Consider the following 24,675-nt stretch of genomic DNA (forward strand, 5'->3'; position numbering starts at 1 on the left):
TTTATTCTATCATTTTTAATTATTAAAATCCAAATATCCAATCCTTGCAAGCAGATTACTTACAATAGATAAGAAGCATGGTATAATATTGCTAAAATGATATAGGGATGAGGATTATGGAAAGACTACCACAATTAAAAGAAGATCAATTAATTGAAACTATCGGCAATGGCAAGGTCGTCCTTTTCTTTACGGCTGGCTGGTGCCCGGATTGCCGTTTTATTAAGCCGGCAATGCCTGAGATCGAACAAGACTTCAGTGACTATACTTTCTATGAAGTTGACCGCGATGAAAACATCGACCTTGCTGCTGAATTAAATGTATTTGGAATTCCAAGTTTCATTGTATATAATAATGGTAAAGAAATTGGTCGATTTGTCAATAAAGATCGTAAAACTAAGCAACAAGTTGAAGATTTTTTAAACAATTTGAAGTAAAATAAGAAGGCTGTGAAAATAAAGGGACTGAATTATTCAGCCTTCTTTAGTTTTAAATTAGATTTTCATAGTCTTCTTTTTATGTAATAATATAAAATAGTAGATTATATTAGAGAGAGGAATATTTGATGTTAATTTCAAGTTACAATCCCAATGAATTAGGCGACATTTTAGTCGTTATTACCGCTCCGGATGCGGATGACCAAATTACTAAGATTGCTGATGATGTAGCTCAGATCACCGCTGAAAAAGATGGTGCATTACTTGGCTATAACTTTATGAACGCCAGCAAAATCTTACCAGAATTAACAAGTGAAAACGGGCAAGTATTTTTAGATGCCGCTCAAGTTGAAAAATTAAATGTAAAGTTACAAGAAGCGGGCTTTGATAAGCTCTTAACGGCTGACGAAGATCCTAAGTTTGTGGTTGGTTATGTTGAAAAGCTCACTGACCATCCTAAGTCTGACCACTTAAAGGTAACGCAAACACGGATTGCTGATGATAAGACTGTCCAGATCGTGTGCGGATCTCCTAATGTTGCGGAAGGTATTAAAGTCGTAGTTGCTCGTCCTGGTGCGATGATGCCAGACGGTAAGATCATTTGGCCTGGTCAGTTGATGGGTGTCGATAGTGACGGCATGCTTTGTGGTTTCCGTGAACTACGGATTAAGAACGCTCCTGATGAAAAGGGCTTGTTCATTATCCCTGATGATTGGCAAGAAGTCGGTGAACCAGTTGATTTTGCCAAGGCTGATACGTTCTACCCAGAAAACTAACAAAAAAGCGATAAGTGATTTTTGATGGGAGCGACGCAAGCCCCTGCAAGCAATAATGGCCTCTAGGGTTCAACTTTAACGAATCCTAGAGGCCATTATTGTACTGTGATTGTGATGTTTATCTTTGACTTGCGAAAACTTATTTGTTTTTTCGATATGACTTATTAAAAAGATTATTGTGAGAACATGCTCGTACAGCAACTAATACAAGATCTTGGTGGTCAATCTTATAGATTACTAGAACATCATTGGTTTTCGTAGGTTTTGCGCCTTTGGGAGTATCTCTGACATGAAATTCTCTGTAACCAGCATATTTTCTTTGCAAGTGGTGATCCCTATATTCTTTGGGGAGAGCATCGCCATTGAGTAAAATATCAATGGCCTCATGGATATCATCAATAATTGATGGGTCTAATTTACCAAGGCGTGCTAAGTCAGCGTTAAATGTTTTACGTGGCCGAAAAGAGTAATAAGACATGACCTACTTTTCCTCACTATTCTTGAATTGATTCCAGTAATTGTCATTGGAGTCAATAATAGGATCATCTGGAATAATATGCATGTCAATTAATTTATCTCTTGCAATAGCATAGTCTAATGAATCTTCCTTAGCATTTACAGCATCAAGCAATGCATTCAATTGGTTTTGGGAGATGATTGCAGCTGTTCGTTGGTTTGAACGGGCAACTAAGACAGTTTGCTCGTCTTCATTAACTCGATCAAGGTAATCCTTGATATGTTTTCTGAAGTCGCTTTGAGTAGTAGCAATTGGCATATAATCACATCCTTGCTTCTTTTTGTACTTAATATTGTACATTATTTTGTAACAAATATCTATGGAGATAAATTTGTAAAATACTAGTTTTATAATAGAAGAAGAAAAATTTCTTACCCAGAAAACTAACAAAAAACAGCTGATTACTATTGCCAAAATTTTATAATGCTTTATTATTTAGTGAGGGATGGATCATAGTTGCTGATCTACCCCTCGCATTTATTTTAAATTGAATTGTTGAAAGGAATTGGATTGATGGAACAAAATACATATTACTTTGTTGGTATTAAAGGGACCGGGATGGCCTCTTTAGCACGTATCCTTCATGACAAAGGACACCAAGTACTAGGTTCAGATATTGAAAAGGAAACATTTACACAAGCGCCATTGTTAGCGGCGGGAATTAAAGTTTTGCCATTTGATCCAGCCAATTTGAAACCGGGGATGATTGTTATCCAAGGAAACGCTTTTGATGATGATCACCCAGAGATTAAACGAGCACATGAATTAGGCCTTAAAATTTTAAGTTACCCTGAGGCTGTTGAAAATGAGGTTAAGAATCATACTAGTATTGGGATTGCCGGAGCACACGGGAAGACCAGTACGACTGCATTGTTATCACACGTATTAGCAGCGGTAGAACCAACCAGCTACTTGATCGGTGATGGGGTAGGGAAAGGAAATGCGGACGCACGCTTCTTTGTTTTTGAAGCTGATGAATACCGTGATCACTTCCTTGCTTACCACCCAGACTATGCAATTATGACGAACGTTGACTTTGATCACCCTGATTACTTCAACGATTTGGCAGATGTCCGCGATTCATTTGAAACGTACGGTAAGCAAGTTCAACGGGCAATTTTTGCTTGGGGAGACGATCCTAGTCTTCGTGACTTAAACGTTGATGTTCCGGTTTACTACTATGGAACTAACCTAGATGATGATTTCCGGGCAGAAAATATTCAACGGACACCAGAAGGCTCAACGTATGATGCATACTTCCGCGACCAAAAGCTTGGCACATTCACTATTCACTTATACGGTGAACACAGTGTCCTTAATAGCTTAGCAGTGCTAGCAGTTGCTTACATGGAACACATGAATATGGATGAGATTCAACAAGAACTAGCCAACTTTAGTGGGGTAAAGCGTCGTTTCAGCGAGACTGATATTGCGGATACGACCATTATTGATGACTATGCTCACCACCCGAGCGAAATTAAAGCAACAATTGATGCGGCACGGCAAAAGTACCCAGATCGTGAAGTTATCGCTGTTTTCCAACCGCACACATACTCACGATTGGCCGCTTATATCGATGGCTTTGCGGAATCACTTAGCCGGGCAGATAAGACTTTTGTTACCCCAATTTTTGGTTCAATTCGTGAAAATGCTGGAAATGTTTCTAGTGCCGATTTGGAGCAACGAATTGAAGGTAGTGAAGGTATCGACATGGATACCATGGACAAACTTTTGCAATACCATAATGCAGTAGTTGTTTTCATGGGTGCCGGTGACGTTGAAAAGTACGAAGAAAAGTACAAAGAATTGTTAAAATAATTAAAGATTTACTTGAATGAAATGGTGGCCTCTGCTACCATTTTTATAATTAGTCAAATAAAGTCAAATTAAATAGAAAGAGGGAGTTTTGATGAATAACTTTTCTCAAGAACCAGGGCGTCGGGTTGTTACTGACGCAGCTGGTTTGAATAGTTTCTTGACCCGAATGTATGGAAACATGACGCTGGCAGTTCTTGTTTCTGCATTCAGTGCTTACTTGACCATGGGGGTATTCCGGAGTGCTGTTTTCGGTTTTTTTGGTGCTCACCCTGGCATGGTTTGGATTATCTTATTACTACCGATTGCTTTGTCAATGGGGGTAAGCTTTAGTGCTACGCGGAACCCAGTTGGGGCATTTATTATGCTGATGCTGACGGCGATAATTTATGGTGTTGAGTTTGCAATTATTGCTGGTGTTTATTCGGGAGCAAGCATTGCCTCAGCCTTCGTATCATCCGCGGCTGTTTTTGTCACGATGGCTTTGTACGGGACCATTACTAAGCGTGACTTAAGTAAGTTTGGTGCTCACGCAATGGCTGCCTTGATTGCTTTAATGATTGCTTACCTGATCAACATGTTCTTACAAAGTCCTGCCGTTGCTTACATCTTCTCCTTTATCGCTGTTATTATCTTTACTGTTTTGACAGCTTGGGATGCACAAAAGATGAAGCAAATCTACATTAACTATGGTGGTGAAGTATCAACGAATGGTTTAGCTGTTCTAGGTGCCCTTCAATTGTACTTAGACTTCGTAAACCTCTTCATCTCACTTCTTCAAATTTTTGGAATGAGTGAGCGAAATTAATTGAAAAGGCTAAGAAAAAGCAAAAACTTTTTCTTAGCCTTTTTCCTACTTTAAATGATTATTTTTTAGCATTCTTTTTTGTTAAATAATAAGAACTATCAGTTACGAGAATCAAAAACGTTGCAATCCAGATAGTTTTCATTCGGAAAAAGGGAAGCAACTGCGCAGAAATGATCGCGCCAAGCGTAAAGCAAATCACGATCATCAGATAACTAAAGGCAGCTGATCGTTGCGAACGATCGTGATGAAAATAATATTCGCTCCAGGCAACAGCAGCTTTTTTGACACTGCCACTTGTAAAGACACTATTATAACCAAGTCCTTCGATTTTGCTAAAAGCGGCACTTTGCATTGCTAAACCAAAGGAAACAGCTGGAACCATCAGATAATCAGGAAAGCTATCCGGGAGGAAACCGATAATGGCCCCTACTAATAAAATCGGCAACAGACAAACTACTCGCCAATAATCAGTTCTTAAATGAGCGTGCAGGATACTGACCATTGCTAATCCAAAAATAAATGCGATCAATGAGCCCAGACGATCAACAACACCGAGAAAATTATGGTTTGCTAGCGCGGCACTAAGGAAAATGATATTGCCAGTTTGGGCTGCTGCCATCGTACGTCCGCATTTGATATATGTAAAAGCATCGATGAAGCCACCGCTGAAAGTAAGAAGGAGGGCAAAGAGACGTGCTTCTGCTGGCTTTTGATAGTTAATGAGTTTATCCATAAATTTCATCTCACATCTAATGTTTTTCATTTTAATTATAACTTAAATCTTTGGTCAAGAAACTAAACCATTGCTATATTCTCTGGTACAATTACTATTAGCGATAGAAGGGCGGGAATTAAATGACAAAACAATTATTGTTAATTGACGGAAATAGTATTGTTTTCCGGGCATTTTTTGCCATGCATAACCAAATGGACAAGTTTACAAATAAGGACGGCTTGCATACGGCTGCGATTTATGGTTTTAAGTTAATGCTTGACCATGTATTGCAAAATTTTAAACCGGATGCCGCCTTAGTAGCCTTTGATGCAGGAAAAGTAACCTTCCGGACGAAAATGTATGATGACTATAAGGGTGGTCGAAACAAGACGCCTAATGAATTAACCGAGCAAATCCCTTATGTGCGCGAATTGATCAAAGACTCTGGGTTACATAGTTATGAATTAGCTAACTATGAGGCTGACGATATTATCGGTACTTTGGCTAAGCAGGCGGATGATGCTGGCTACAAGACGTTGATCGTAACAGGAGATCGGGACCTTACCCAGTTAGCAAGTGAAAATACGACGGTTGCCGTTACTCACAAAGGAGTTACTGATACGGAACATTATACGCCAGCACATGTCGAGGAAAAATTAGGAATTACCCCACGCCAAATAATTGATATGAAGGCATTGATGGGTGATTCTTCCGATAATTATCCGGGTGTAACTAAAATTGGGGAAAAGACGGCGATCAAGCTTGTGAAACAGTTTGGTTCGGTTGAAGAGCTTTATAACCATATTGATGACCTCAAAAAGAGTAAGATGAAAGAACATTTGATTGAGGATGAAGAGATTGCTCGCCAATGTAAGACGTTAGCGACAATTCTTCGGGATGCTCCGCTCAAGATTGACTTAGATGATCTGCAATACCAAGGCCCACAAACTGATGACTTGATCAAGTTTTACAAAGAGATGGGCTTTAAATCTTTCTTGAAAAAGATGGATATCGATGGGGCCGGCGACGAAGATGAAGCTGAAATTGCTCCAATTGACTACACGGTTTTAACTAAGGATAACTTAGACAAACTAGGACAATTGACGGGTGAAGTCAGTTTTTACCTTGAAATGCCAGCAGAAAACTACCACACGTCACCATTCGCTGGTTTTGTGATCGGCAATGAAGGACACTGGTTTACGAGTCGAGATGTGGACCTGCTTAAAGAGGCGCCCCTCAAAGATTTGCTCCAGAGTGATAGCGTTAAGAAGAATGTCTTCAATGCCAAGGCGCAAATCGTTGGTCTTCATCGTCTCGGTATTCCGCTTGAAAATATTAATTTTGATCTGCTTTTGGCATCTTACCTTCTAAATACTAATGACAATAGTAACGACCTGGGACAAGTAGCTCAGGAACACGGTTATGATGATGTCCGAACAGATGAAGAAGTTTATGGTAAAGGTGCTAAGCGCGCGGTGCCTGATGATGACGAGGTCTTCTTTAGTCACTTGGCTACGAAGGCGCGGGCAATTGAACATCTGCGTAAGGATCTTTTTGCTAAATTAGATGAAAATAAGCAAACGCCGCTATATACCGATATTGAATTACCGCTAACCCGGGTTCTTGCAAAAATGGAAATCGCGGGTGTCCATGTAGATGCACAAACTTTGAAAGATATGGGTAGTAAATTAACTGAACGGCTATCAGAAATTGAAAGTCAGATCTATCAAGAAGCTGGTGAGGAATTTAACATTAACTCCACTAAGCAACTGGGCCATATTCTGTTTGAAAAATTGAAATTACCAGTGATCAAAAAGACCAAGACCGGTTATTCCACTGCAGTTGATGTGCTGGAGAAGCTAGCTGATAAGTCCCCGATTGTTGAGCAGATTTTGGAATATCGCCAAATTGCCAAGCTTCAATCTACCTATATCACTGGTTTGCTGAAAGTTATCCATTCAAATGACCAGAAGATCCATACGCGTTACTTACAGACGTTGACGCAAACTGGCCGTTTGTCCTCTGTCGATCCTAACCTGCAAAATATTCCAGTACGGTTGCCAGAAGGACGCTTAATCAGAAAGGCATTTGTGCCTAGTCATGAAGGGTGGCAAATCTTCTCTTCAGATTATTCGCAAGTTGAATTACGGGTTCTTGCCCATATCACTGGTGACAAGAACCTCCAGGAAGACTTTAAAAATGGGGAAGATATTCACGCCAGTACAGCTCGCCGGATTTTTCACCTAGCTCCTGATGCCGAGATTGACCGTAATATGCGGCGCCGGGCAAAAGCAGTTAATTTTGGAATTGTTTACGGGATTAGTGATTACGGACTGGCACAACGGATTCATGTTAGTCGTGCAGAAGCTCATGAATTTATTCAAAATTACTTCCACGAATTTCCCGGCGTAAAGAAATACATCAATGACACGATTGCGTTTGCTAAAGAAAATGGTTATGTTGAGACGATTACCCATCGACGTCGTTACTTACCAGACATTCATGCCAAAAGTTTCAGCAAGCGATCATTTGCCGAGCGGACAGCAATGAATACCCCAATTCAAGGGAGTGCTGCTGATATTATTAAGATTGCGATGATTCGGATGCAAGATGAACTTGAAAAACGTCATCTAAAGGCAAAAATGCTCTTACAGATTCATGATGAATTAGTCTTTGAGGCCCCGAAGGAAGAAATTCCAGTTTTAGCGGAATTAGTGCCAAAAGTAATGGATTCAGCCGTTAAGTTGGATGTACCACTTAAAGTAGATAGTAAGTATGGGGATACCTGGTATGACCTTAAAAAATAGATTGGAGGAATTAAATGCCTGAATTACCAGAAGTTGAAACTGTTCGCCGCGGTTTGTTGAAGATTGCCGTTAAGCGTAAAATTAATGCGATTGACGTTTACTATGGGAAAACAATTACCAATGACGTTGAAGATTTTCGACAAGCATTGATTGGACAGACGATTGAAAATATTGATCGGCGAGGAAAATATCTTCTTTTCCGTTTTACTAATGATTTGACGATGATTTCGCACCTCCGTATGGAAGGAAAATATTACAACCAACCGATTGGCGGCCCGATTGATAAACATACCCATGTTGTCTTTGAATTTACGGATGGCACGGAATTATGTTATCAAGACACCCGTAAGTTTGGCCGAATGACATTGGTAAAAACCGGTGATGAGATGAATATCGGCGGTTTGAAGACAATTGGTCCTGAACCGACAGAAGATACTTTCACTTTGCCGTACTTTATAGCTGAATTAAAAAAGAGTCGGGGAAAGATTAAGCCATTCTTACTCAATCAGCGGCACGTTGCCGGTTTGGGTAATATTTATGTTGATGAGGTACTATGGATGACGGGAATAAATCCAGAGCAACCAGCCAATACTTTAACGACTAATCAGATTGCTGAATTACGGGAAAATATCATCAAAGAACTAGCGACAGCGATTAAGTACAAGGGAACCACTGTGCATAGTTTTACGAATGCGTTTGGTGATGCCGGTGCTTTCCAGGATCGCTTAAAAGCTTATGGTCATGCAGGAGATGAATGTCCGCGTTGTGGCACGAAAATGGTTAAAATTAAGGTTGCTGAACGTGGAACGACATTTTGTCCCCACTGTCAAGCGTTGAAGGAATAGAAAATGACAAAGATAGTTGGATTAACAGGTGGCATTGCAACTGGGAAGACAACAGTAAGCAATATTTTGCGGCAGGCGGGAATTCCGGTGATTGATGCTGACCAAGTAGCACGGCAAGTTCAAAAGCCAGATTCGGTTGGACTAACGAGGATTGTCAAAGTGTTCGGTCCGAAAGTACTTTTGCCAACGGGTGAGCTAAATCGACCGGCCCTCGCTAAAATTGTCTTTAATGATAAAGAAGCATTAAAAAAACTCAATGAGATTCTTCAGCCATTGATTTACGATGCTATCTTTGCGCAAGCTGATACTTTGAAGAAACGAGGAATTCCCTTCGTGGTGTTAGATGTACCATTGTTATTCGAGCAACATTATGATGAAGATTGTGATTACGTTATAGTTGTTTATACTGATCCACAAACTCAGCTTAAGCGGTTAATGGCTCGCGATCACTGTTCTAAAAAGGAAGCTCAAGCACGAATTGCTGCCCAAATGCCGTTATCAGAGAAAGAAGCGTTGGCGGATTTTAAAATAAATAATAATGGTGATCAGGTTGCCTTGCAAAAACAGGTCGCATCCTTAATAAAGCAGCTAAAAGCAAAGTAAAATGTGGTAAAATAAAGTACTTATACTATAAAGGAGGGGGACACATTGCGCTGTCCACATTGTCACAAAAATGGATCACGGGTTGTCGATAGCCGGCCAAGCGAAGACGGAAGCTTTATTCGTCGTCGTCGTGAGTGCATTCATTGTGGCTTTCGGTTTACAACCTTTGAACGGTACGAGGAAACGCCACTACTAGTAATTAAAAAAGATGGCACGCGTCAAGAATTCAGTCGCCAAAAGATTCTTAATGGAATTGTGCGCTCGGCAGAAAAACGACCGGTTAGTATGGAGCGATTGACCAAGATTGCAGATAAAGTGGAAAAACAAATCCGGAGCATTGGTGAAAGCGAAGTCTCCAGTCAAATTATTGGTAAATTTGTGATGAACGAATTAAAAGACGTCGATGAGATTGCCTATATTCGGTTTGCAAGTGTTTACCGTCAATTTAAGGACGTTGACGCCTTTATGAGCGAACTTGAAACAATGATGAAGGCAGAACATAAAAAATAATTGAGGAGGGCTGTAAAATGACTGCAGCAGCTTTTGATCCGCAAGCCGGTTATATTGTTACGGCCAGCACTGCATTTATTAGTTTTAATGACCGGACTTTTGCAACATTTTATCAGCCGATTTTAGGGCCGGTTGCGTTTAGTTTTTTTTATGCGTTAAAAGCGCGCTTACTGCCTAATCCTACAATTGCCAACAGGACTTTGCAAAGTGACCTGTTAGCCCAGATAAATGCTGGTGGCCAACAAGTGCTGGAAGCTCTTCATCGTTTAGAGGCGGTTGGCTTAGTTCAGACTTACTTTCAACACGATGAGATCGGGGATGTATATGTTTATGAATTACAGCCAACCCTTACTCCGGAAAAATTTTTAGCTGATAATTTACTGAGTATTTTACTTTTAGAAGAAGTAGGAGAAGAAGCATTTGACCGTTTGATTAAGCAGAGTCGGCAATACAAGCTTGCTTCTTCTAATACTTCATTAACTAATGTGAGTCACAACTTTTTTGAAGAATTTCACGTTAACTCGCAGTCAATTACTGAAACGCCACAAGCGATTTTAACGGCGCGAAAGCAATCACCAGTAGAAAAGCAACCCCAGTTAACAACGGGGATGAGCGATGACTTTGATTGGTCAACCCTCATCCACTTGCTAGCTAATCAACCAATTGTCAGTGCCGATCTTGAAAATAATCGAGACCTAATATTAATAGAACATCAATTATATGGGATTGATGCACCAACGATGAAGACATTGGTTTTGCGGTCGATTGATCTCCAAACCAATCATTTCCATCCTCAAAAATTTAAGCAAATTGTCGCGTCTACCTATAACATCGTCTACTCTTCAACGACAAAGGTAGCGGAAAAAGAAGCGCCCGTAACAAATAAAAATAGTGAACTAACCAGTAAAGATCAAGAATTATTGACGACAGCTAAGGATTATTCTCCAGTTGAATTTTTGCAGGTTCTTAAAGGTCAGACGGGTGGTTATGTAACTTCAGGTGAACGTCATATTCTGACAGGTTTAGTAGCGCAAGAAAAGCTGACCCAAGATGCTATTAATATCTTAACTTGGTATGTGATTAGTGATCGGGGAAATGCTACTTTGACTGCTAATTTTGTCGATGCAATTGCCAATAACTGGCTCCAGCATGGCGTAATTAATGGAGAGCAAGCCATCGTTCAATTAAAGACCTTCAACAAGCAGTCGCAAGAAAAGAAAAAGGAAACGAAGACGCCAAAGAAAAATAAGTGGCGCAAGACGATTAAAGAACCGATGCCAGCATGGAGCAAAAAAGATACGAGTGAGCTGATGAAAAAGGCTTCCTCACAAGAAATTGCTAAATTGCGTGAACGGATCGCTAATCGGAAGAAGAAGTAGCAACTAAAGGAGGTGGCAGCATGCAGTCACTAAATAAAACTTTACAAGAGTTAATGCGTGGGCAAAATATCGCAAACAATATCCAGCAAACAATGAAGCAGGTCTATGCGGATAAAGATGTTCAAGCGTTCTTAAACGAAAATCGTGACCATCTTAGTAAAGAAGCAATTAAACGGGGACAGTCAAAGCTTTATGAGTTTTTTCATGAAAAGCAATTAATTGAAAAAGGCGTGCCAACTGTTGCCCCAGGATATTCCCCACAATTAGTTATCAGTGCAGGGCAGATTGACGTAACCTATGTTCCAACTAAACAATTATTGGAACGGCAGCGCCAACGTTATATTCAACGGCTAGTTAACTCAATTAATATGCCGAAGTTCATTAAAAATGCGTCATATGATGATTACTATTTAAATGAAGATACCCAAACTGATACACGAACAAAGGCAATTCAAGCAGCCATGGACTTTACGGATAATTATCAAAAAGATAAGTTCCAACCAGGGCTTTACTTATATGGGCAATTTGGGGTCGGAAAAACATACCTTCTTGGAGCAATCGCTAATGAACTCGCTAAGAGTAAAGGTGTTGCAACAACGATGGTCCATTTCCCTAGTTTTGCTGTTGAAATGCGGAATTCAATTAAGCAAAACAATACAGGGGAAAAATTGGATGCTATTAAACGAGCCCCGATTTTAATGCTTGATGATATTGGGGCTGGTGCAATGACAACTTGGGTAAGAGATGATATTTTAAGCGTGATCTTAGAATATCGGATGCAAGAGGAGTTACCAACCTTCTTTAGTTCTAATTTTTCAATGGAGGAGTTGCAAAATAACCATCTTGCTATCAACGCACAGGGCGATAATGAGCCCCTCAAAGCAGCTCGAATTATGGAAAGAGTTAAGTACTTATCACGAGAAATTGAAATGGAAGGAAAGAATTTGCGTGATAAGGGATAAAGTTCTTGACATTAAACTTTGAATTTAGTAAGCTAATAAACGTTGAAAGAAAAAGCAGAAGCACCCGCTTCTCGCCTAGGTGATATCGATCGCCGGGCTGACGAGATGAATGATAATCGACCACTAGGATAAGGTCGTTGTTATGAAGCGGGGTACTTTTGTACCTCGCTTTTTTGCTTGATCTTTCGCTAAAAAAATTGGAGGTGCGTTGCCATAGCACAAGATATGATTGTCAATAACGGTATTCGTGCACGGGAAGTGCGGTTAATCGGTCAAGATGGTGAACAACTAGGCATTAAGTCTAAGCGTGAAGCACTACAGTTAGCTGAAGAAGCTAACTTAGACCTAGTATTAGTTGCACCAAAGGCACGCCCAGCTGTTGCCCGCATTATGGATTACGGGAAGTACCGTTTCGAGATGCAAAAGAAAGAGCGTGAAGCTCGTAAGAAGCAAAAGACGATAACGGTTAAGGAAATTCGCCTTAGTCCATCAATCGATACTAATGACTTTAACGTTAAGTTAAAGCGTGTTCGTAAGTTCATTGAAAAGGGCGATAAGGTACGGATTTCATTACGTTTCCGTGGTCGTGCTATTACCCATAAGGATATCGGTCGTGACATGATTGAACGAATGGCTGAAGAAACTTCAGACATCGCTACTGTTGTCCAACGTCCAAAGATGGAAGGGCGGAGTATTTTCTTGACTCTTGCTCCGGCTGCTGATAAAGCAAAGAATTAATTTAAGAAGGTAGGAATTAGTTATGCCAAAGATGAAGAGTAACCGTGCTGCTGCCAAGCGTTTCAAGCGTACAGCTAATGGTGGATTCAAGAGTGGAAACTCATTCACTAGTCACCGTTTCCACGGTAAGACTAAGAAGCAACGTCGTCAATTACGTGGTTTGAGCATGATGGACAAGACCAACGTAAAGCGTTACAAGAAGTTATTACCATTTAAGTAAACTTCACAAAAATAACTATTTAATATACGTAGGAGGATTTCAACATGCGAGTTAAAGGTGGAACTGTTACGCGTGCACGTCGCAAGCGCATTATGAAGTTAGCAAAGGGTTACCGTGGTTCAAAGCACCGTCTTTTCAAGACTGCTAAAGACCAAGTAATGAAGAGTTACACTTACGCTTTCCGTGATCGTAAGGTCAACAAGCGTAAGTTCCGTGAACTTTGGATTGCTCGGATTAACGCTGCTGCACGTATGAACGACATTAGTTACAGCAAGTTAATGCACGGCTTAAAGGTTGCTAACATTGACATTAACCGTAAGATGTTAGCTGATTTAGCTGTTAACGATGCAGATGCATTCAAGGCACTCGTTGACGAAGCTAAGAAAGCTCTTAACTAAGCCTAAATAATCTTCGGTCGCTTATGATGCGTATGCATGATAAGCGGCTTTTTTTAATTAGTTGCTTTCCGAGTAAAGCACACGATATAATTAAATACTAGAACATTTAATCGGGTTAACCGATTGGAATATTAAATTTGATGAGGTGCGACTTTGTTAGAGATATTTAAACCAACATGGATGGTTAATACAATATATTCTGTTTCTCCTGCCCAATTAAAAGAGCAGGGAGTGCGAGCTGTTTTTAGTGACCTGGATAATACCTTGATTGCTTGGAACAATCCAGATGGAACTCCAGAATTAAAGGAGTGGATGGATGCTTTACGGGAAGCCCATATTCCACTAATTGTTATTTCTAATAATAGTAAGGAACGAGTTGGGAAAGCTGTTAATAGCCTTGATCTTCCATTTGTTTCGCGATCATTGAAGCCTTTAAGTTTTGGGATTGATCGTGCACGAAAAAAACTTAATTTAACAAAAGATGAAGTGGTCATGGTTGGCGACCAGCTATTGACCGATATTGCTGCGGCTAACCAAGCGGGCATTCGAAGTATCTTAGTACGTCCACTATTAAATACGGATAAGTGGGATACCCGTATTAACCGCTTTTTTGAACGCCGTGTTTGGAAGAGTTTAAATAAAAAATATCCAGATTTAAAATGGCAGGAGGATTTGAATGACTGAACAAGAACAACAAACTGAAGAATTACGCTGTATAGGTTGTGGGAGTATTATCCAAACAGAAGATCCTAATGGCTTGGGGTATACGCCTAAGTCAGCCCTTGAGAAGGGAAAAGAGACAGGAGAATTGTATTGTCAGCGTTGTTTCCGTTTGCGGCACTACAATGAAATTGCTCCGGTGTCATTAACGGATGATGATTTTCTGCGCCTATTAAATCAGATTCGGGATGCCAATGCTTTAATTGTGTATGTTGTTGATGTTTTTGACTTCAATGGGAGTTTAATTCCGGGCTTACACCGTTTTGTTGGTGATAATCCAGTGCTATTAGTTGGAAACAAGGAGGACCTGTTACCACGCTCTCTGCGGCGGCCAAAATTAACTGACTGGATTCGTCAACAGGCAAATATTGCCGGATTGCGTCCAATTAATACGGTTCTTGTTTCTGCTAAAAAGAACCATCAGATTGACCACTTGCTTGATGTGATTGAAAAATACCGGCACAATCGAGACGTTTATGTTGTAGGTGTTACCAATGTTGGAAAATCAACGTTAATAAATCAGATTATCAAGCAACGAACGGGAGTAAACGAATTGATTACTACTTCACGTTTTCCAGGAACTACTCTTGATAAGATTGAAATTCCCCTTGATGATGGACATGTTTTAGTTGATACTCCCGGAATTATTCATCAAGAACAAATGGCCCATGTTTTATCACCAAAAGACTTGAAGATTGTTGCTCCCCAAAAAGAAATTAAACCAAAGACTTACCAATTAAATGATGGCCAAACATTATTCTTAGGTGGCGTTGCGCGGTTTGATTATCTGTATGGTGAACGCGCAGGGATGGTTGCTTACTTTGATAATAATTTACCAATTCACCGTACAAAGCTAAGCAATGCTGATAATTTCTATGCTAAACACTTGGGAGACTTACTTACACCACCGACTAGTGATGAGAAAGATAGTTTTCCACCATTAGAACGCTATGAATTCCACATTACCGAAAAGAGCGATATTGTTTTTGAGGGTCTGGGATGGATTACCGTTCCTGCAAAAACGACTGTTGCTGCGTGGGTTCCTAAAGGTGTGGGGGCTCTTGTACGGCGCGCAATGATTTAATTAATATTTGAAAGGAAAAGACTTATGCAATTAAGAGGAAAACAAAAACGATTTTTACGAGCACAAGCAAACCACCTTCAACCACTATTTTCTGTGGGTAAAGATGGTCTGACTGACAACTGGCTTGCTCAATTAGACGGCGCACTTGACCGTCGAGAGTTAATTAAGGTTAGCATTTTACAAAACTCAGATGTTACAACTGATGAAGTGCGCGAATTAATTGAAGAAAAAACTTCTATTCAAGTAGTTCAAGTTATTGGTCGGGTGTTAGTTTTATTTAAGGTCTCAGCAAATAAGGATGCCCGTGAATTGTCATCACGGGTAGCTGAAATCTAAGTAAAAGTAGGAGTGACGGTTTTGCAAAGCTGTAGTGTAGTAGACAAGGTGCAACCCCAGGCACAACCGCAGACTAAGGTTAGTGGACATCGTAAACGAATCGGTCTCTATGGGGGAACATTTAATCCTATTCATAATGCGCACTTATTTATGGCTGATCAAGTTGGTCACGCTCTTTGTCTTGATCGGGTTGATTTTTTACCAGATGCTAAACCTCCCCATGTAGATCATAAAGATTCGCTTGATCCTCAATTGCGGTTGCAGATGCTCGAATTAGCAGTTGCTGATAACCCCTTTTTAGGGATTGAGCATGCCGAATTAGAGCGAGGCGGAGTTAGCTATACTTACGATACTATTAAGTATTTGTTAGCTAAGCACCCTGATGTGGATTATTACTTTATTATTGGTGGGGATATGGTCGATTACCTTGACAAGTGGTACCGGATCAATGATTTAATCCGCTTGCCTCATTTCCATTTTGTCGGCGTTCACCGTCAAAGAGCGAAGAATGAGACACGGTATCCAGTAATTTGGGTAGATGTCCCAACAGTTGATTTTAGTTCAACCGATATTCGACAACGGGTGCAACATGGCCAATCGATTAAGTATATGGTACCGGATGCTGTAAGAAAATTTATTGAGGAGCATCAATTATATCGTGAATGAAGAATTAGTTTATAATAAAAGTTATATCCCGATGACACGGTCTGAACTTATCGATCGTCTAAAAAAGGCGTTAAAGGATAAACGATTTCAGCATGTGTTACGTGTGGAAGAGACAGCGATTAAGTTAGCTGAGCAATACGGGGTTGATGTTGAAAAAGCTAGTATTGCCGGTCTGTGTCATGATTATGCCAAACAGCGTCCTGACGAAGATTTTATTGCTGAGATTAAGAAAAAAGGGCTTAATCCGCTGCTCTTAGATTATGGTAATGCAATTTGGCATGGAGTAGTTGGTGCAGAGCTAATCAAGGATGAATTAGGGATTTGGGATGAAGATATCCTAAATGCGGTTCGTCACCATACTACTGGGGCGCCAGTAATGACAAAGCTCGAACAAGTTATCTACATGGCTGATTATATTGAACCGGGTCGGGACTTTGCCGGCGTAAAAAAGGCACGAGTAATTACAGCAGCAAACCTTCAAGCAGGGGTTGCTTATCAAACAAAACATACGCTGGCTTATTTGATTGAAAATGGAAAGCCGGTATATCCAAAGACAATAGATACCTATAATGCATGGGTTCCGCAATATGAAGGAGAGATAGATTAATGGATAGTAAACAATTATTAGAAATGGTTGTCAAGGCTGCCGATGGTCGGCGCGCAGAAGATATCGTTGCCCTTAAAGTTGATGAGATTAGTCCAATGGCTGATTATTTCGTTATTATGACTGGCGGTTCAGACCGGCAAGTACAAGCGATCACCAATGCCATTGTTGAAAAAGCGCATGAAGAAAATGTCAAAATTGGTAGCGTTGAAGGTAAAAATCATGCTCAATGGGTATTGGTTGACCTTGGTGACGTGGTTGTCCACATTTTCCGTGAAGAAACTCGTCAATTCTATAACCTTGAAAAATTATGGGCCGACGCACCCCTTGTCAATATTAACGACTGGATTAATGATTAATGATTTATCAAAGTTTTGCCCAGTTATATGACCAGCTTTTTGATCCTGAGATGTACCAGAAGTGGGAAGAATTCACAATTAAGAACCTTCCTGCTGATACTAAGAGCATTTTAGATTTAGCTGGGGGTAGTGGACGGTTGGGAGTAATGCTCGCTGCTCGTGGATTTGACGTAACGGTTGCTGACTTTTCTGCTGAGATGCTCAGTATTGCCGATCAACATGCCACGAAAGCTGGGGTTAATATGCATCTCTTGCAAGCCGATATGCGGGACCTCAGTGCTTTACCGCAGTATGATGCGATCACGTGTTATGCAGACTCTTTTTGTTATTTAGCCGATGCAAAGGCCGTGCAGAAGACCTTCAATGAGATTGCTGATCACTTGAAAGATAATGGGATCTTTTTATTTGATGTCATTTCCCCTTATCAAACTGATGTCATTTATCCGGGATATATGTTCAACTATGAAGGTGAAGATCATCAACGGGCATTCATCTGGCAGTCTTTTAAAGATGATGATGTTGATCATGGTGTGATTCATGAATTAGCTTTTTTCACTCGAGGTAATGATGGACGTTATGATCGTGTTGGAGAAACCCATTATGAACGTGCTTATGAATTGCCCTTGTTAAAGCAGATGTTATCTCAAGCTGGCTTTAATTCTGTTGAAGTGGGATCAAATTTTTCGACATCTATCAAAGAAGAAAACCCAACACGATGGTTCTTTAAGTGTCATAAATAAGGAGAGTTCACATGAAAGCAGTAGGGATGGTTGTTGAATATAATCCATTTCACAATGGGCATCGCTACCACCTTCAGCAGGCAAAAAAAATTTCCGGGGCAGATGTAACGGTAGCGGTAATGAGTGGTAATTTTACCCAGCGTGGCGAACCGACAATTGTTGATAAATGGTCACGGGCAAGGGCAGCAGTGATGAATGGGGTTGACCTGGTGATCGAATTACCGCTTTTTTACGCTGTCCAACCAGCACATCGGTTTGCAGGAGGTGCGCTGAGTCTCTTAAATGCTCTTGGCGTTGATTCAATTGTCTTTGGGAGCGAACATCCAGAATGGGATTTTGCACGCTTAGTAAAGGCTGAAGAAGCTTTTAACCAGGAAAATTTTAATAAGTACAATGCAACTTATGCCACCCAATTTAACCAACAATTAAAAGAACAAACTGGGATCACACTTATTGATCCCAATGATATTTTAGCTTTTGCTTATACCAAAGCTAAAATTAACCAGGACTATCATTTTGAGTTGCTGCCTATCAAGCGACAGGGGAGTAACTATCACGACCAGCAAATTAAAGGCAAAATTGCGAGTGCGAGTGCAATCCGTCAGGCAATCAGTGAAAAGGGCGATTACTGGCAAGCTGTTCCCCAGGTAATGGGGGATGCATTAGCAACAATAAAGATTATTCCTTCATGGACAGAACTTTATCCCTTATTACGTAATCAACTTATCCAAGCGCCTATTTCGACCCTTCAGTCAACTTACTTAATGGCAGAAGGACTCGAATATCGGATGAAGGAGGCCGCCCAGCGAAGCCTTGATTTTAATTCATTTATGAAGTTCACCAAGACTAAGCGATATACTTATGCACACTTATTGCGGGTTTATTTATACACAATCTTGCAGATTACCCAAGAAGAAGTAGCTGAACATAGTAAACATCCTTATCTCCATGTCTTGGCCTTTAATAAACAAGGACGTGAATACCTTCATGAGGTAAAAAAGCAGCTTGATCTTCCGTTGATTACAAAGGTAGATCAAGAAATGCGCGATCAATTGCTTAACCTTGATTATCGAGCAGGAAAACTGTATCAGTTATTTACACCAGTTGAACAAGATTTGAAGCACCCGCCGATAATTATTAATTAACGTCTTTGATAAAGTTTGGTAAAATATTCTAAGTAGATTTGGTTTCCTGAAAGGTTGTCAAGGAAAAAACATTGACAACGTATAAGGGGACTAGTATAATTGCACATGTTGCATTAGGAGGTTAGTACGTTGAAATGGTCGTTAGCTGAATTACATCGTTACCAAGATGAACCACTTCATATTCAAAGTACTTTTGATCTGAACGCATCATTAACGAAACTGTTTCCAGATATTATTTTAGCTGTTCAACCAGTTAAAGTTGATGGTTACGTTACTTATGACGATGGTGATGCAACGATTAGCGCTCATGTTACTACGACGTTAACCGTTCCATCTAGTCGCTCGTTAACACCCGTTCAATTACCACTCGATTTTACGTTCTCAGAGACGTATATCGATGATCGTTCACACTTTGCCCGCTATGAGGATGAAGATGAGGTTGTTTTCCTGATTAAAAAGGGTGATTTAATTGATTTTGATACTGCATTAGCGGAAAATATCGTTGAACAGGTACCACTACGGGTCCTTTCTGCCGAAGAAAAATCTGGCAAACCAATGCCAAACGGAAAGGGTTGGAGTGTTATCTCTGAAGATGACTATAAGGCCCAGCAGCAGAAAGATGACAAAGTTGATCCACGTCTCGCTAAGTTGCAAAACCTTTTTCCTGATCAGGATAACAAAAAATAGCGGACGGTTAAAAACCATTTGTGGATAATTCTAATTTCTTAGGAGGTGTCAAACATGGCTGTTCCAGCACGGAAGACTTCAAAGACTAAGAAGCGTATGCGTCGGGGTCACATCAAGTTAAATGTACCTGGCCTTACTCCTTGCCCAAACTGTGGTGAACTTCGTAAGTCACACATGGTATGCCCAAGTTGTGGTTACTACGATGGCAAGCAAGTTGTTAACACTAACAACTAATTAATATAAAAGCTATCCTTTAGGCGCCGGACCTAGGATAGTTTTTTTATTTTAAAATTTTCTAAGAATTTATAAGTAAAAAATGATATAATCTAATTCCTTGATAAATCGAGATTTTTAGTATAGAGAATACTGGGGTTTATTAAAAAATTGTGATAAAATTATTGTGTTTTATTAATACGTATAACAAGTAAAAAAAGATTATTATAGTAGGTGAGTTATTAATGAGTCGAATTTTAATTATTGAGGATGAGGAAAATTTAGCAAACTTTGTAGAACTTGAATTAAAGCATGAAGGCTACGATACAGATGTTGAACTTGATGGTCGTGCCGGATTAGAAGCAGCCTTAAATCAAGATTTTGATGTGATTTTGCTAGACTTGATGCTCCCAGAATTAAATGGGATCGAAGTTGCACGGCGGGTTCGTGAATTAAAAGACACACCAATTATTATCATGACCGCTCGTGATTCTGTTATTGACCGTGTTTCTGGATTAGATCACGGGGCAGATGATTATATTGTTAAGCCGTTTGCTATTGAAGAACTTCTTGCGCGGGTTCGGGCATTATTACGGCGAATTAGTATTGAAGATGGTAATAATAAGGAACACCAAACGACGGTCAATTACAAGGACCTTACCATTGAAAAAGAGAATCGCGTTGTTCGTCGTGGTGATGAAGTAATTAACCTTACAAAGCGGGAATACGAATTACTTTTGATCTTGATGGAAAATATCAATGTGGTTATGTCACGAAAAGATCTTTTGAGTAAGGTATGGGGCTATGACTCCAAAGTTGAGACCAATGTTGTTGATGTTTATATTCGGTACTTACGAAATAAGATCGACCGTCCTGGTGAAAAGAGCTATATCCAAACGGTTCGTGGTACTGGATATGTGATTCGCTCCTAGGAATGATCAATTATGAAACAAAAAGATGAAAGACGGTTTGTTTCACTAAAAATTAAGTGGGCAGCTGGAACAGCATTAGGGTCATTAATCATCTTTTGTATCGTTGTCATGGCATTATTTAGTGCATTTACGCAAAATTTATTTCATCAGGAAAGACAATTATTGAATCAAGGGATGACCAACATTAGTACACAATTAAGTACTGTTAATAGGCCCTTAACAAAAAAGAACGTTAGTCACCTTATTGATCCAGACAGAAAACGGTCAAACATTATTTCGGGAGAGGAATATAAACGACCAGTCATTAAGGAATTAAGTGATGGGCACTTAGTTATCAACATTTACAATCCTGATGGGAAAAACATTTTGAGTACTGGTCGCTATATTAAAAAGCCACAGTTTACGACTAATCGCAATATCCATATTGCTGCTGGGCCCGATCATGATGTGCTGGTCGGTCAGATGCCAATCTATGGGCAGACTAATCGGCAGTTGATTGGGTACTTACAAGTTGAAAATAATCTCGATGCTTATATGCAAAGCTATCATCAGTTGGCATTAGTATGTGTATTAGCCCTTTGCTTGGTTGTGATTGCGAGTGGTCTATTGGGATACTTTCTTTCACTCTTTCTCCTTCGACCATTGGACGGGATTCACGATACGGTTAAGGAGATTAGTGCTGATCCAACTAAAGATGTCCGAGTACCAACCACCAATCGTAATGATGAACTAGCAGAACTGATAACGATGTTTAATGAGATGCTTGATCGGATGCAGCGGTATATCGACCAGCAGTCACAATTTGTCAGTGATGTTAGTCACGAATTACGGACGCCTGTTGCGATTATTCAAGGGCATTTAGAGATGCTTCAACGATGGGGGAAGGATGATCCCAAAGTGTTGGATGATTCAATTAAAGCAACATTGATTGAAACGCGCCGGATGAAGAATTTAGTTCAGGAAATGCTTGATTTGAGCCGGGCAGAACAAGTTGAGATCAATTTCCGCAACCAGCATACGGTTGTTAATGATGTGGTTCACCAGGTCTACAATAACTTTAAGATGCTATATCCAGACTTTACTTTCCGTTTGGACGACGACCTGAAAGAACCAATCATGGTTGATATTTATCGTGATCATCTTGAACAGGTACTTGTAATTTTATGTGATAATGCCGTTAAATATTCTACGGACGACCATAAAGAGATCCATATTATTCTTTCACGGGGAATGAATACTGTTGAAATTGGCATTCAAGATTTTGGTGAAGGGATTTCGCCGGAAAATGTAAAACGGGTCTTTGATCGCTTCTATCGAGTAGATAAGGCTCGTAGTCGTAAGAAAGGCGGTAATGGATTAGGTCTTTCAATTGCCAAACGACTAATTGAAGGTTATCACGGTTCAATTACCCTGGAAAGTTCAGTCGGTGCTGGATCATTGTTTAGAATCATTTTACCGATTATTGAAGATCCAGAGACAAAAAAATAAATATTTAAGGTGTGAGGATAGAAGCAGGATGAGAAATTTTTGCTTCTATCCTCACTTTTTTATTACAAAACATTTTTATTCAATTGTTCTCCCTATGGCCGATAAAATAAGCGATGTTTTCTCCTAAGGGCGGTATAATGAAAACGGATACTAAAATATGAGGATTTTATTGAGGAGTTGAATAGGAGTGGCTGCGAAAGAGCAGAAAAAATTAATCACAACGCCAACATTGGTGTTAATGATTATTTCGACAATATATGGGTTTGGTAATGTTTCAATAGCTTATGATCAAATGGCATATGCGGGGATGTTTTGGTATATCCTTGCTGGAGTTTGTTTCTTCTTCCCCTGTTGTTTGATGATGGCTGAATATGGTTCAGCATTTAAGGACGCTAAGGGGGGAATTTATTCGTGGTTAGCTGGTTCGATAGGGGAACGGCTGGCCTTTATCGGCACCTTTATTTGGTTAGCTAGTTGGATTTTGTGGCTAGTATCAAGTGCTTCTCGGCTGTGGATAACATTGTCGGCACTATTATTTGGCCATGATACGACCCAACAATGGCACTTTTGGATTTTTAATTCGAACCAGTTAATTGGTATTTTGGCAATTCTTTTCGTCTTACTGGTGACTTTACTGAGTTCACAGGGGATTAATGGTATTACGAAAATTAGCTCGTTTGGTGGGGCGTTTATGATTGGAATGAATGCAATTTTCATTATTGCAAGTTTAGTGACGATTATTGCTAACAAGGGAGTTACTGCCCAGCCTATTCATGGTATTAGCAGTTTCATTGAATCGCCTAATCCAGCTTTTAAGACGCCGATTGCGATTATCTCATTCGTCGTTTACGCAATCTTTGCCTATGGTGGAATGGAAAATCTTGGTGGCGTTACTGATAGTATGAAAGATCCGGCGAAGACATTCCCACGGGGCTTAGTTATTGGTTCGCTCTTAACGATTGGCAGTTATGTATTAATGATTTTGATGACTGGCTTTAGCGTTAATTACAATCACGTTATTGCAAAATCAAGCGTTAACTTGGGTAATGTTACTTATGTTGTCTTTAACCAATTAGGATACCAACTAGGAGTTTCACTGGGATTAAGTCATGCTACTAATATTTTTCTTGGCGTTCTCTTTACGCGAATGATTGCGTTAGCTGGTCTGATGGGGATGTTGGGAGCCATGTTCCTGCTAGTTTACTCCCCGATTAAGTCCTTTATTATGGGAGCTAATCCTGAGTTGTGGCCTAAAAAAATTGTGACACTGAACAAACATGGAATGCCAGCATATGCGATGTGGATTCAAGCAATTTTTGTCTCATGTATTATTTTCTTAATCGCATTTGGGGGTTCCGCGGCAGCTAGTTTTTACCAAATTTTAACTGATATGGTTAACGTTTCAACCTGTGCGCCTTACATTTTCCTTGTTGGTGCATTTCCAGTCTTTCAAAAGAAGGATATTCCGCATGATTTTGTAGTATTTAAGAACCGCTTTTGGACAAACGTGTTGGTTATTTTTGTTGAAATAATTGTTTGCTTAGGGATTATCTTTACATGTATTCAACCGATTATCGAGCATGATTTTCAAACTGCATTCTGGACGGCATTTGGTCCGGTTTTCTTTGGAATTGTTGCCTGGATATTTTACAATCACGCAGCAAAGAAGATTACAAAGTAGATAAAAGAGACTATTGAAAAAATTTTTGATTTTTTCAATAGTCTCTTTTATTAATGTCTTTAGACCTAGTTGAGTGCGTGAGCAAAGCGAATGCACGAAACAAAAAACCACCTGCTATGCGGGTGGGCGATAAAAATTATATAAAAAAGGCCTCTTTTGCCTTAAGATGTAGGTGTTCAAGCCAAAGTCAATAAGGGAAAAGAGGTTGTATAAATATGGCTAATAAATTAAATAGCTTAGCCCATACGAAGTGGTTATGTAAGTATCACATCGTATTCATACCAAAGTATAGACGTAAAGCGATTTTCAATCAATACCGAAGAGACCTAAGAGATTATATTCGTTTGTTGTGCAAATATAAGGGAGTAGAAATAATTGAAGGTCATATGATGCCAGATCATGTGCACTTGTTAGTAAGTATTCCGCCGAAGCTAAGTGTATCGCAGTTTATGGGATACTTAAAAGGGAAAAGTGCATTAATGATGTTTGA

At 39.8% G+C, this 24,675-nt stretch carries 30 protein-coding genes and 1 other annotated feature; of the genes, 27 read left to right on the forward strand and 3 right to left on the reverse strand.

Annotated features, from left to right (window positions below):
- Positions 1–116 precede the first annotated feature (116 nt).
- Entirely contained in the window at positions 117–437 is a 321-nt protein-coding gene (locus tag H5S10_RS06885; protein ID WP_035156972.1) for a thioredoxin family protein, read from the forward strand.
- A 128-nt stretch (positions 438–565) separates the two neighbouring features.
- The gene (gene ytpR / locus H5S10_RS06890) at positions 566–1,213 is read left to right on the forward strand and encodes a YtpR family tRNA-binding protein (RefSeq protein ID WP_182586893.1); all 648 of its coding nucleotides are present in this window, start codon (positions 566–568) and stop codon (positions 1,211–1,213) included.
- A 139-nt stretch (positions 1,214–1,352) separates the two neighbouring features.
- Here ytpR and H5S10_RS06895 read toward each other — a convergent pair whose 3' ends face one another.
- Both H5S10_RS06895 and H5S10_RS06900 read right to left on the reverse strand, forming a co-directional pair.
- Positions 1,353–1,691, reverse strand: coding sequence for a type II toxin-antitoxin system YafQ family toxin (locus H5S10_RS06895; protein WP_182589146.1), 339 nt, complete (start codon positions 1,689–1,691; stop codon positions 1,353–1,355).
- A gap of 3 nt (positions 1,692–1,694) precedes the next feature.
- Positions 1,695–1,988: a type II toxin-antitoxin system prevent-host-death family antitoxin gene (locus H5S10_RS06900; protein ID WP_134989257.1), complete on the reverse strand. Its 294-nt coding sequence runs from the start codon at positions 1,986–1,988 to the stop codon at positions 1,695–1,697.
- A 255-nt stretch (positions 1,989–2,243) separates the two neighbouring features.
- On the opposite strand from H5S10_RS06900, the gene murC reads away from it, so the two are divergent.
- Complete coding sequence (gene murC, locus H5S10_RS06905; protein ID WP_182589147.1) at positions 2,244–3,548, forward strand: UDP-N-acetylmuramate--L-alanine ligase; 1,305 nt, start codon at positions 2,244–2,246, stop codon at positions 3,546–3,548.
- Between the two features lie 91 nt (positions 3,549–3,639).
- The gene (locus H5S10_RS06910) at positions 3,640–4,353 is read left to right on the forward strand and encodes a Bax inhibitor-1/YccA family protein (RefSeq protein ID WP_182589148.1); all 714 of its coding nucleotides are present in this window, start codon (positions 3,640–3,642) and stop codon (positions 4,351–4,353) included.
- Positions 4,354–4,411: 58 nt separating this feature from the next.
- Here the strand turns inward: H5S10_RS06910 and H5S10_RS06915 are convergent, their stop codons facing one another.
- Entirely contained in the window at positions 4,412–5,086 is a 675-nt protein-coding gene (locus H5S10_RS06915; RefSeq protein ID WP_182586897.1) for a YoaK family protein, read from the reverse strand.
- A gap of 122 nt (positions 5,087–5,208) precedes the next feature.
- Between H5S10_RS06915 and polA the strand changes: the two genes are divergently transcribed.
- From polA to tnpA, 23 genes are all read left to right on the forward strand, one after another.
- Positions 5,209–7,875 carry a DNA polymerase I gene (gene polA / locus H5S10_RS06920; RefSeq protein ID WP_182589149.1) on the forward strand — a complete coding sequence of 889 codons (2,667 nt, stop codon included), beginning with the start codon at positions 5,209–5,211 and terminating at the stop codon, positions 7,873–7,875.
- A 14-nt stretch (positions 7,876–7,889) separates the two neighbouring features.
- The gene (mutM, locus tag H5S10_RS06925; RefSeq protein ID WP_182586899.1) at positions 7,890–8,720 is read left to right on the forward strand and encodes a DNA-formamidopyrimidine glycosylase; all 831 of its coding nucleotides are present in this window, start codon (positions 7,890–7,892) and stop codon (positions 8,718–8,720) included.
- A gap of 3 nt (positions 8,721–8,723) precedes the next feature.
- The gene (gene coaE, locus H5S10_RS06930) at positions 8,724–9,323 is read left to right on the forward strand and encodes a dephospho-CoA kinase (RefSeq protein ID WP_182586900.1); all 600 of its coding nucleotides are present in this window, start codon (positions 8,724–8,726) and stop codon (positions 9,321–9,323) included.
- A gap of 45 nt (positions 9,324–9,368) precedes the next feature.
- The gene (gene nrdR / locus H5S10_RS06935) at positions 9,369–9,833 is read left to right on the forward strand and encodes a transcriptional regulator NrdR (protein WP_182586901.1); all 465 of its coding nucleotides are present in this window, start codon (positions 9,369–9,371) and stop codon (positions 9,831–9,833) included.
- A gap of 17 nt (positions 9,834–9,850) precedes the next feature.
- Complete coding sequence (locus tag H5S10_RS06940) at positions 9,851–11,212, forward strand: replication initiation and membrane attachment family protein (RefSeq protein ID WP_182589150.1); 1,362 nt, start codon at positions 9,851–9,853, stop codon at positions 11,210–11,212.
- 20 nt (positions 11,213–11,232) lie between these two features.
- Positions 11,233–12,174, forward strand: a complete 942-nt coding sequence (dnaI, locus tag H5S10_RS06945) for a primosomal protein DnaI (RefSeq protein WP_182589151.1) — start codon at positions 11,233–11,235, stop codon at positions 12,172–12,174.
- Between the two features lie 46 nt (positions 12,175–12,220).
- Positions 12,221–12,357, forward strand: a sequence feature (ribosomal protein L20 leader region).
- A gap of 42 nt (positions 12,358–12,399) precedes the next feature.
- Positions 12,400–12,912 carry a translation initiation factor IF-3 gene (gene infC, locus H5S10_RS06950; protein WP_003664107.1) on the forward strand — a complete coding sequence of 171 codons (513 nt, stop codon included), beginning with the start codon at positions 12,400–12,402 and terminating at the stop codon, positions 12,910–12,912.
- A gap of 22 nt (positions 12,913–12,934) precedes the next feature.
- Positions 12,935–13,132, forward strand: a complete 198-nt coding sequence (gene rpmI, locus H5S10_RS06955) for a 50S ribosomal protein L35 (RefSeq protein ID WP_003664106.1) — start codon at positions 12,935–12,937, stop codon at positions 13,130–13,132.
- 44 nt (positions 13,133–13,176) lie between these two features.
- Positions 13,177–13,530, forward strand: a complete 354-nt coding sequence (gene rplT, locus H5S10_RS06960) for a 50S ribosomal protein L20 (RefSeq protein ID WP_003664105.1) — start codon at positions 13,177–13,179, stop codon at positions 13,528–13,530.
- A 153-nt stretch (positions 13,531–13,683) separates the two neighbouring features.
- The gene (locus H5S10_RS06965; protein ID WP_019251371.1) at positions 13,684–14,214 is read left to right on the forward strand and encodes a YqeG family HAD IIIA-type phosphatase; all 531 of its coding nucleotides are present in this window, start codon (positions 13,684–13,686) and stop codon (positions 14,212–14,214) included.
- Positions 14,207–15,334, forward strand: a complete 1,128-nt coding sequence (gene yqeH / locus H5S10_RS06970) for a ribosome biogenesis GTPase YqeH (RefSeq protein WP_182589152.1) — start codon at positions 14,207–14,209, stop codon at positions 15,332–15,334. The genes H5S10_RS06965 and yqeH overlap by 8 nt, the downstream gene beginning before the upstream one ends.
- A 24-nt stretch (positions 15,335–15,358) precedes the next feature.
- The gene (yhbY, locus tag H5S10_RS06975) at positions 15,359–15,670 is read left to right on the forward strand and encodes a ribosome assembly RNA-binding protein YhbY (RefSeq protein ID WP_003664099.1); all 312 of its coding nucleotides are present in this window, start codon (positions 15,359–15,361) and stop codon (positions 15,668–15,670) included.
- 21 nt (positions 15,671–15,691) lie between these two features.
- Entirely contained in the window at positions 15,692–16,336 is a 645-nt protein-coding gene (locus H5S10_RS06980) for a nicotinate-nucleotide adenylyltransferase (protein ID WP_182589153.1), read from the forward strand.
- A complete protein-coding gene (gene yqeK, locus H5S10_RS06985; RefSeq protein WP_182586906.1) occupies positions 16,329–16,943 on the forward strand; it encodes a bis(5'-nucleosyl)-tetraphosphatase (symmetrical) YqeK in 615 nt (204 codons plus the stop codon). The genes H5S10_RS06980 and yqeK overlap by 8 nt, the downstream gene beginning before the upstream one ends.
- Complete coding sequence (rsfS, locus tag H5S10_RS06990; protein WP_019251367.1) at positions 16,943–17,299, forward strand: ribosome silencing factor; 357 nt, start codon at positions 16,943–16,945, stop codon at positions 17,297–17,299. The genes yqeK and rsfS overlap by 1 nt, the downstream gene beginning before the upstream one ends.
- Positions 17,299–18,039: a class I SAM-dependent DNA methyltransferase gene (locus H5S10_RS06995; RefSeq protein WP_182586907.1), complete on the forward strand. Its 741-nt coding sequence runs from the start codon at positions 17,299–17,301 to the stop codon at positions 18,037–18,039. Before rsfS ends, H5S10_RS06995 begins: the two co-directional genes overlap by 1 nt.
- Before the next feature lie 11 nt (positions 18,040–18,050).
- Entirely contained in the window at positions 18,051–19,184 is a 1,134-nt protein-coding gene (locus tag H5S10_RS07000) for a nucleotidyltransferase (RefSeq protein WP_182589154.1), read from the forward strand.
- A gap of 129 nt (positions 19,185–19,313) precedes the next feature.
- Positions 19,314–19,871, forward strand: a complete 558-nt coding sequence (locus H5S10_RS07005; RefSeq protein WP_182589155.1) for a DUF177 domain-containing protein — start codon at positions 19,314–19,316, stop codon at positions 19,869–19,871.
- A gap of 54 nt (positions 19,872–19,925) precedes the next feature.
- On the forward strand, positions 19,926–20,105 hold the full coding sequence (gene rpmF, locus H5S10_RS07010; protein WP_003664092.1) for a 50S ribosomal protein L32: 180 nt from the start codon (positions 19,926–19,928) through the stop codon (positions 20,103–20,105).
- Positions 20,106–20,329: 224 nt separating this feature from the next.
- On the forward strand, positions 20,330–21,016 hold the full coding sequence (locus tag H5S10_RS07015; RefSeq protein WP_003664091.1) for a response regulator transcription factor: 687 nt from the start codon (positions 20,330–20,332) through the stop codon (positions 21,014–21,016).
- A gap of 12 nt (positions 21,017–21,028) precedes the next feature.
- Entirely contained in the window at positions 21,029–22,504 is a 1,476-nt protein-coding gene (locus tag H5S10_RS07020) for a HAMP domain-containing sensor histidine kinase (RefSeq protein ID WP_182586909.1), read from the forward strand.
- A gap of 187 nt (positions 22,505–22,691) precedes the next feature.
- On the forward strand, positions 22,692–24,185 hold the full coding sequence (gene yjeM, locus H5S10_RS07025; RefSeq protein WP_182589156.1) for a glutamate/gamma-aminobutyrate family transporter YjeM: 1,494 nt from the start codon (positions 22,692–22,694) through the stop codon (positions 24,183–24,185).
- Positions 24,186–24,400: 215 nt separating this feature from the next.
- A partial coding sequence (tnpA, locus tag H5S10_RS07030) for an IS200/IS605 family transposase (protein WP_182588762.1) occupies positions 24,401–24,675 on the forward strand: 275 nt, incomplete at its 3' end.

Origin of the sequence: Limosilactobacillus balticus (genome assembly GCF_014145615.1) — a bacterium.
In the GTDB taxonomy this organism is placed as follows: domain Bacteria; phylum Bacillota; class Bacilli; order Lactobacillales; family Lactobacillaceae; genus Limosilactobacillus; species Limosilactobacillus balticus.

What these genes read in the sequence shown, in the direction of transcription:
- H5S10_RS06885 (WP_035156972.1), top strand. Translation starts at nt 117, where the DNA reads ATGGAAAGACTACCACAATTAAAAGAAGATCAATTAATTGAAACTATC.
- ytpR (WP_182586893.1), top strand. Translation starts at nt 566, where the DNA reads ATGTTAATTTCAAGTTACAATCCCAATGAATTAGGCGACATTTTAGTC.
- H5S10_RS06895 (WP_182589146.1), bottom strand. Translation starts at nt 1,691, where the DNA reads ATGTCTTATTACTCTTTTCGGCCACGTAAAACATTTAACGCTGACTTA.
- H5S10_RS06900 (WP_134989257.1), bottom strand. Translation starts at nt 1,988, where the DNA reads ATGCCAATTGCTACTACTCAAAGCGACTTCAGAAAACATATCAAGGAT.
- murC (WP_182589147.1), top strand. Translation starts at nt 2,244, where the DNA reads ATGGAACAAAATACATATTACTTTGTTGGTATTAAAGGGACCGGGATG.
- H5S10_RS06910 (WP_182589148.1), top strand. Translation starts at nt 3,640, where the DNA reads ATGAATAACTTTTCTCAAGAACCAGGGCGTCGGGTTGTTACTGACGCA.
- H5S10_RS06915 (WP_182586897.1), bottom strand. Translation starts at nt 5,086, where the DNA reads ATGGATAAACTCATTAACTATCAAAAGCCAGCAGAAGCACGTCTCTTT.
- polA (WP_182589149.1), top strand. Translation starts at nt 5,209, where the DNA reads ATGACAAAACAATTATTGTTAATTGACGGAAATAGTATTGTTTTCCGG.
- mutM (WP_182586899.1), top strand. Translation starts at nt 7,890, where the DNA reads ATGCCTGAATTACCAGAAGTTGAAACTGTTCGCCGCGGTTTGTTGAAG.
- coaE (WP_182586900.1), top strand. Translation starts at nt 8,724, where the DNA reads ATGACAAAGATAGTTGGATTAACAGGTGGCATTGCAACTGGGAAGACA.
- H5S10_RS06940 (WP_182589150.1), top strand. Translation starts at nt 9,851, where the DNA reads ATGACTGCAGCAGCTTTTGATCCGCAAGCCGGTTATATTGTTACGGCC.
- dnaI (WP_182589151.1), top strand. Translation starts at nt 11,233, where the DNA reads ATGCAGTCACTAAATAAAACTTTACAAGAGTTAATGCGTGGGCAAAAT.
- infC (WP_003664107.1), top strand. Translation starts at nt 12,400, where the DNA reads ATGATTGTCAATAACGGTATTCGTGCACGGGAAGTGCGGTTAATCGGT.
- rpmI (WP_003664106.1), top strand. Translation starts at nt 12,935, where the DNA reads ATGCCAAAGATGAAGAGTAACCGTGCTGCTGCCAAGCGTTTCAAGCGT.
- rplT (WP_003664105.1), top strand. Translation starts at nt 13,177, where the DNA reads ATGCGAGTTAAAGGTGGAACTGTTACGCGTGCACGTCGCAAGCGCATT.
- yqeH (WP_182589152.1), top strand. Translation starts at nt 14,207, where the DNA reads ATGACTGAACAAGAACAACAAACTGAAGAATTACGCTGTATAGGTTGT.
- yhbY (WP_003664099.1), top strand. Translation starts at nt 15,359, where the DNA reads ATGCAATTAAGAGGAAAACAAAAACGATTTTTACGAGCACAAGCAAAC.
- rsfS (WP_019251367.1), top strand. Translation starts at nt 16,943, where the DNA reads ATGGATAGTAAACAATTATTAGAAATGGTTGTCAAGGCTGCCGATGGT.
- H5S10_RS06995 (WP_182586907.1), top strand. Translation starts at nt 17,299, where the DNA reads ATGATTTATCAAAGTTTTGCCCAGTTATATGACCAGCTTTTTGATCCT.
- H5S10_RS07000 (WP_182589154.1), top strand. Translation starts at nt 18,051, where the DNA reads ATGAAAGCAGTAGGGATGGTTGTTGAATATAATCCATTTCACAATGGG.
- rpmF (WP_003664092.1), top strand. Translation starts at nt 19,926, where the DNA reads ATGGCTGTTCCAGCACGGAAGACTTCAAAGACTAAGAAGCGTATGCGT.
- H5S10_RS07015 (WP_003664091.1), top strand. Translation starts at nt 20,330, where the DNA reads ATGAGTCGAATTTTAATTATTGAGGATGAGGAAAATTTAGCAAACTTT.
- H5S10_RS07020 (WP_182586909.1), top strand. Translation starts at nt 21,029, where the DNA reads ATGAAACAAAAAGATGAAAGACGGTTTGTTTCACTAAAAATTAAGTGG.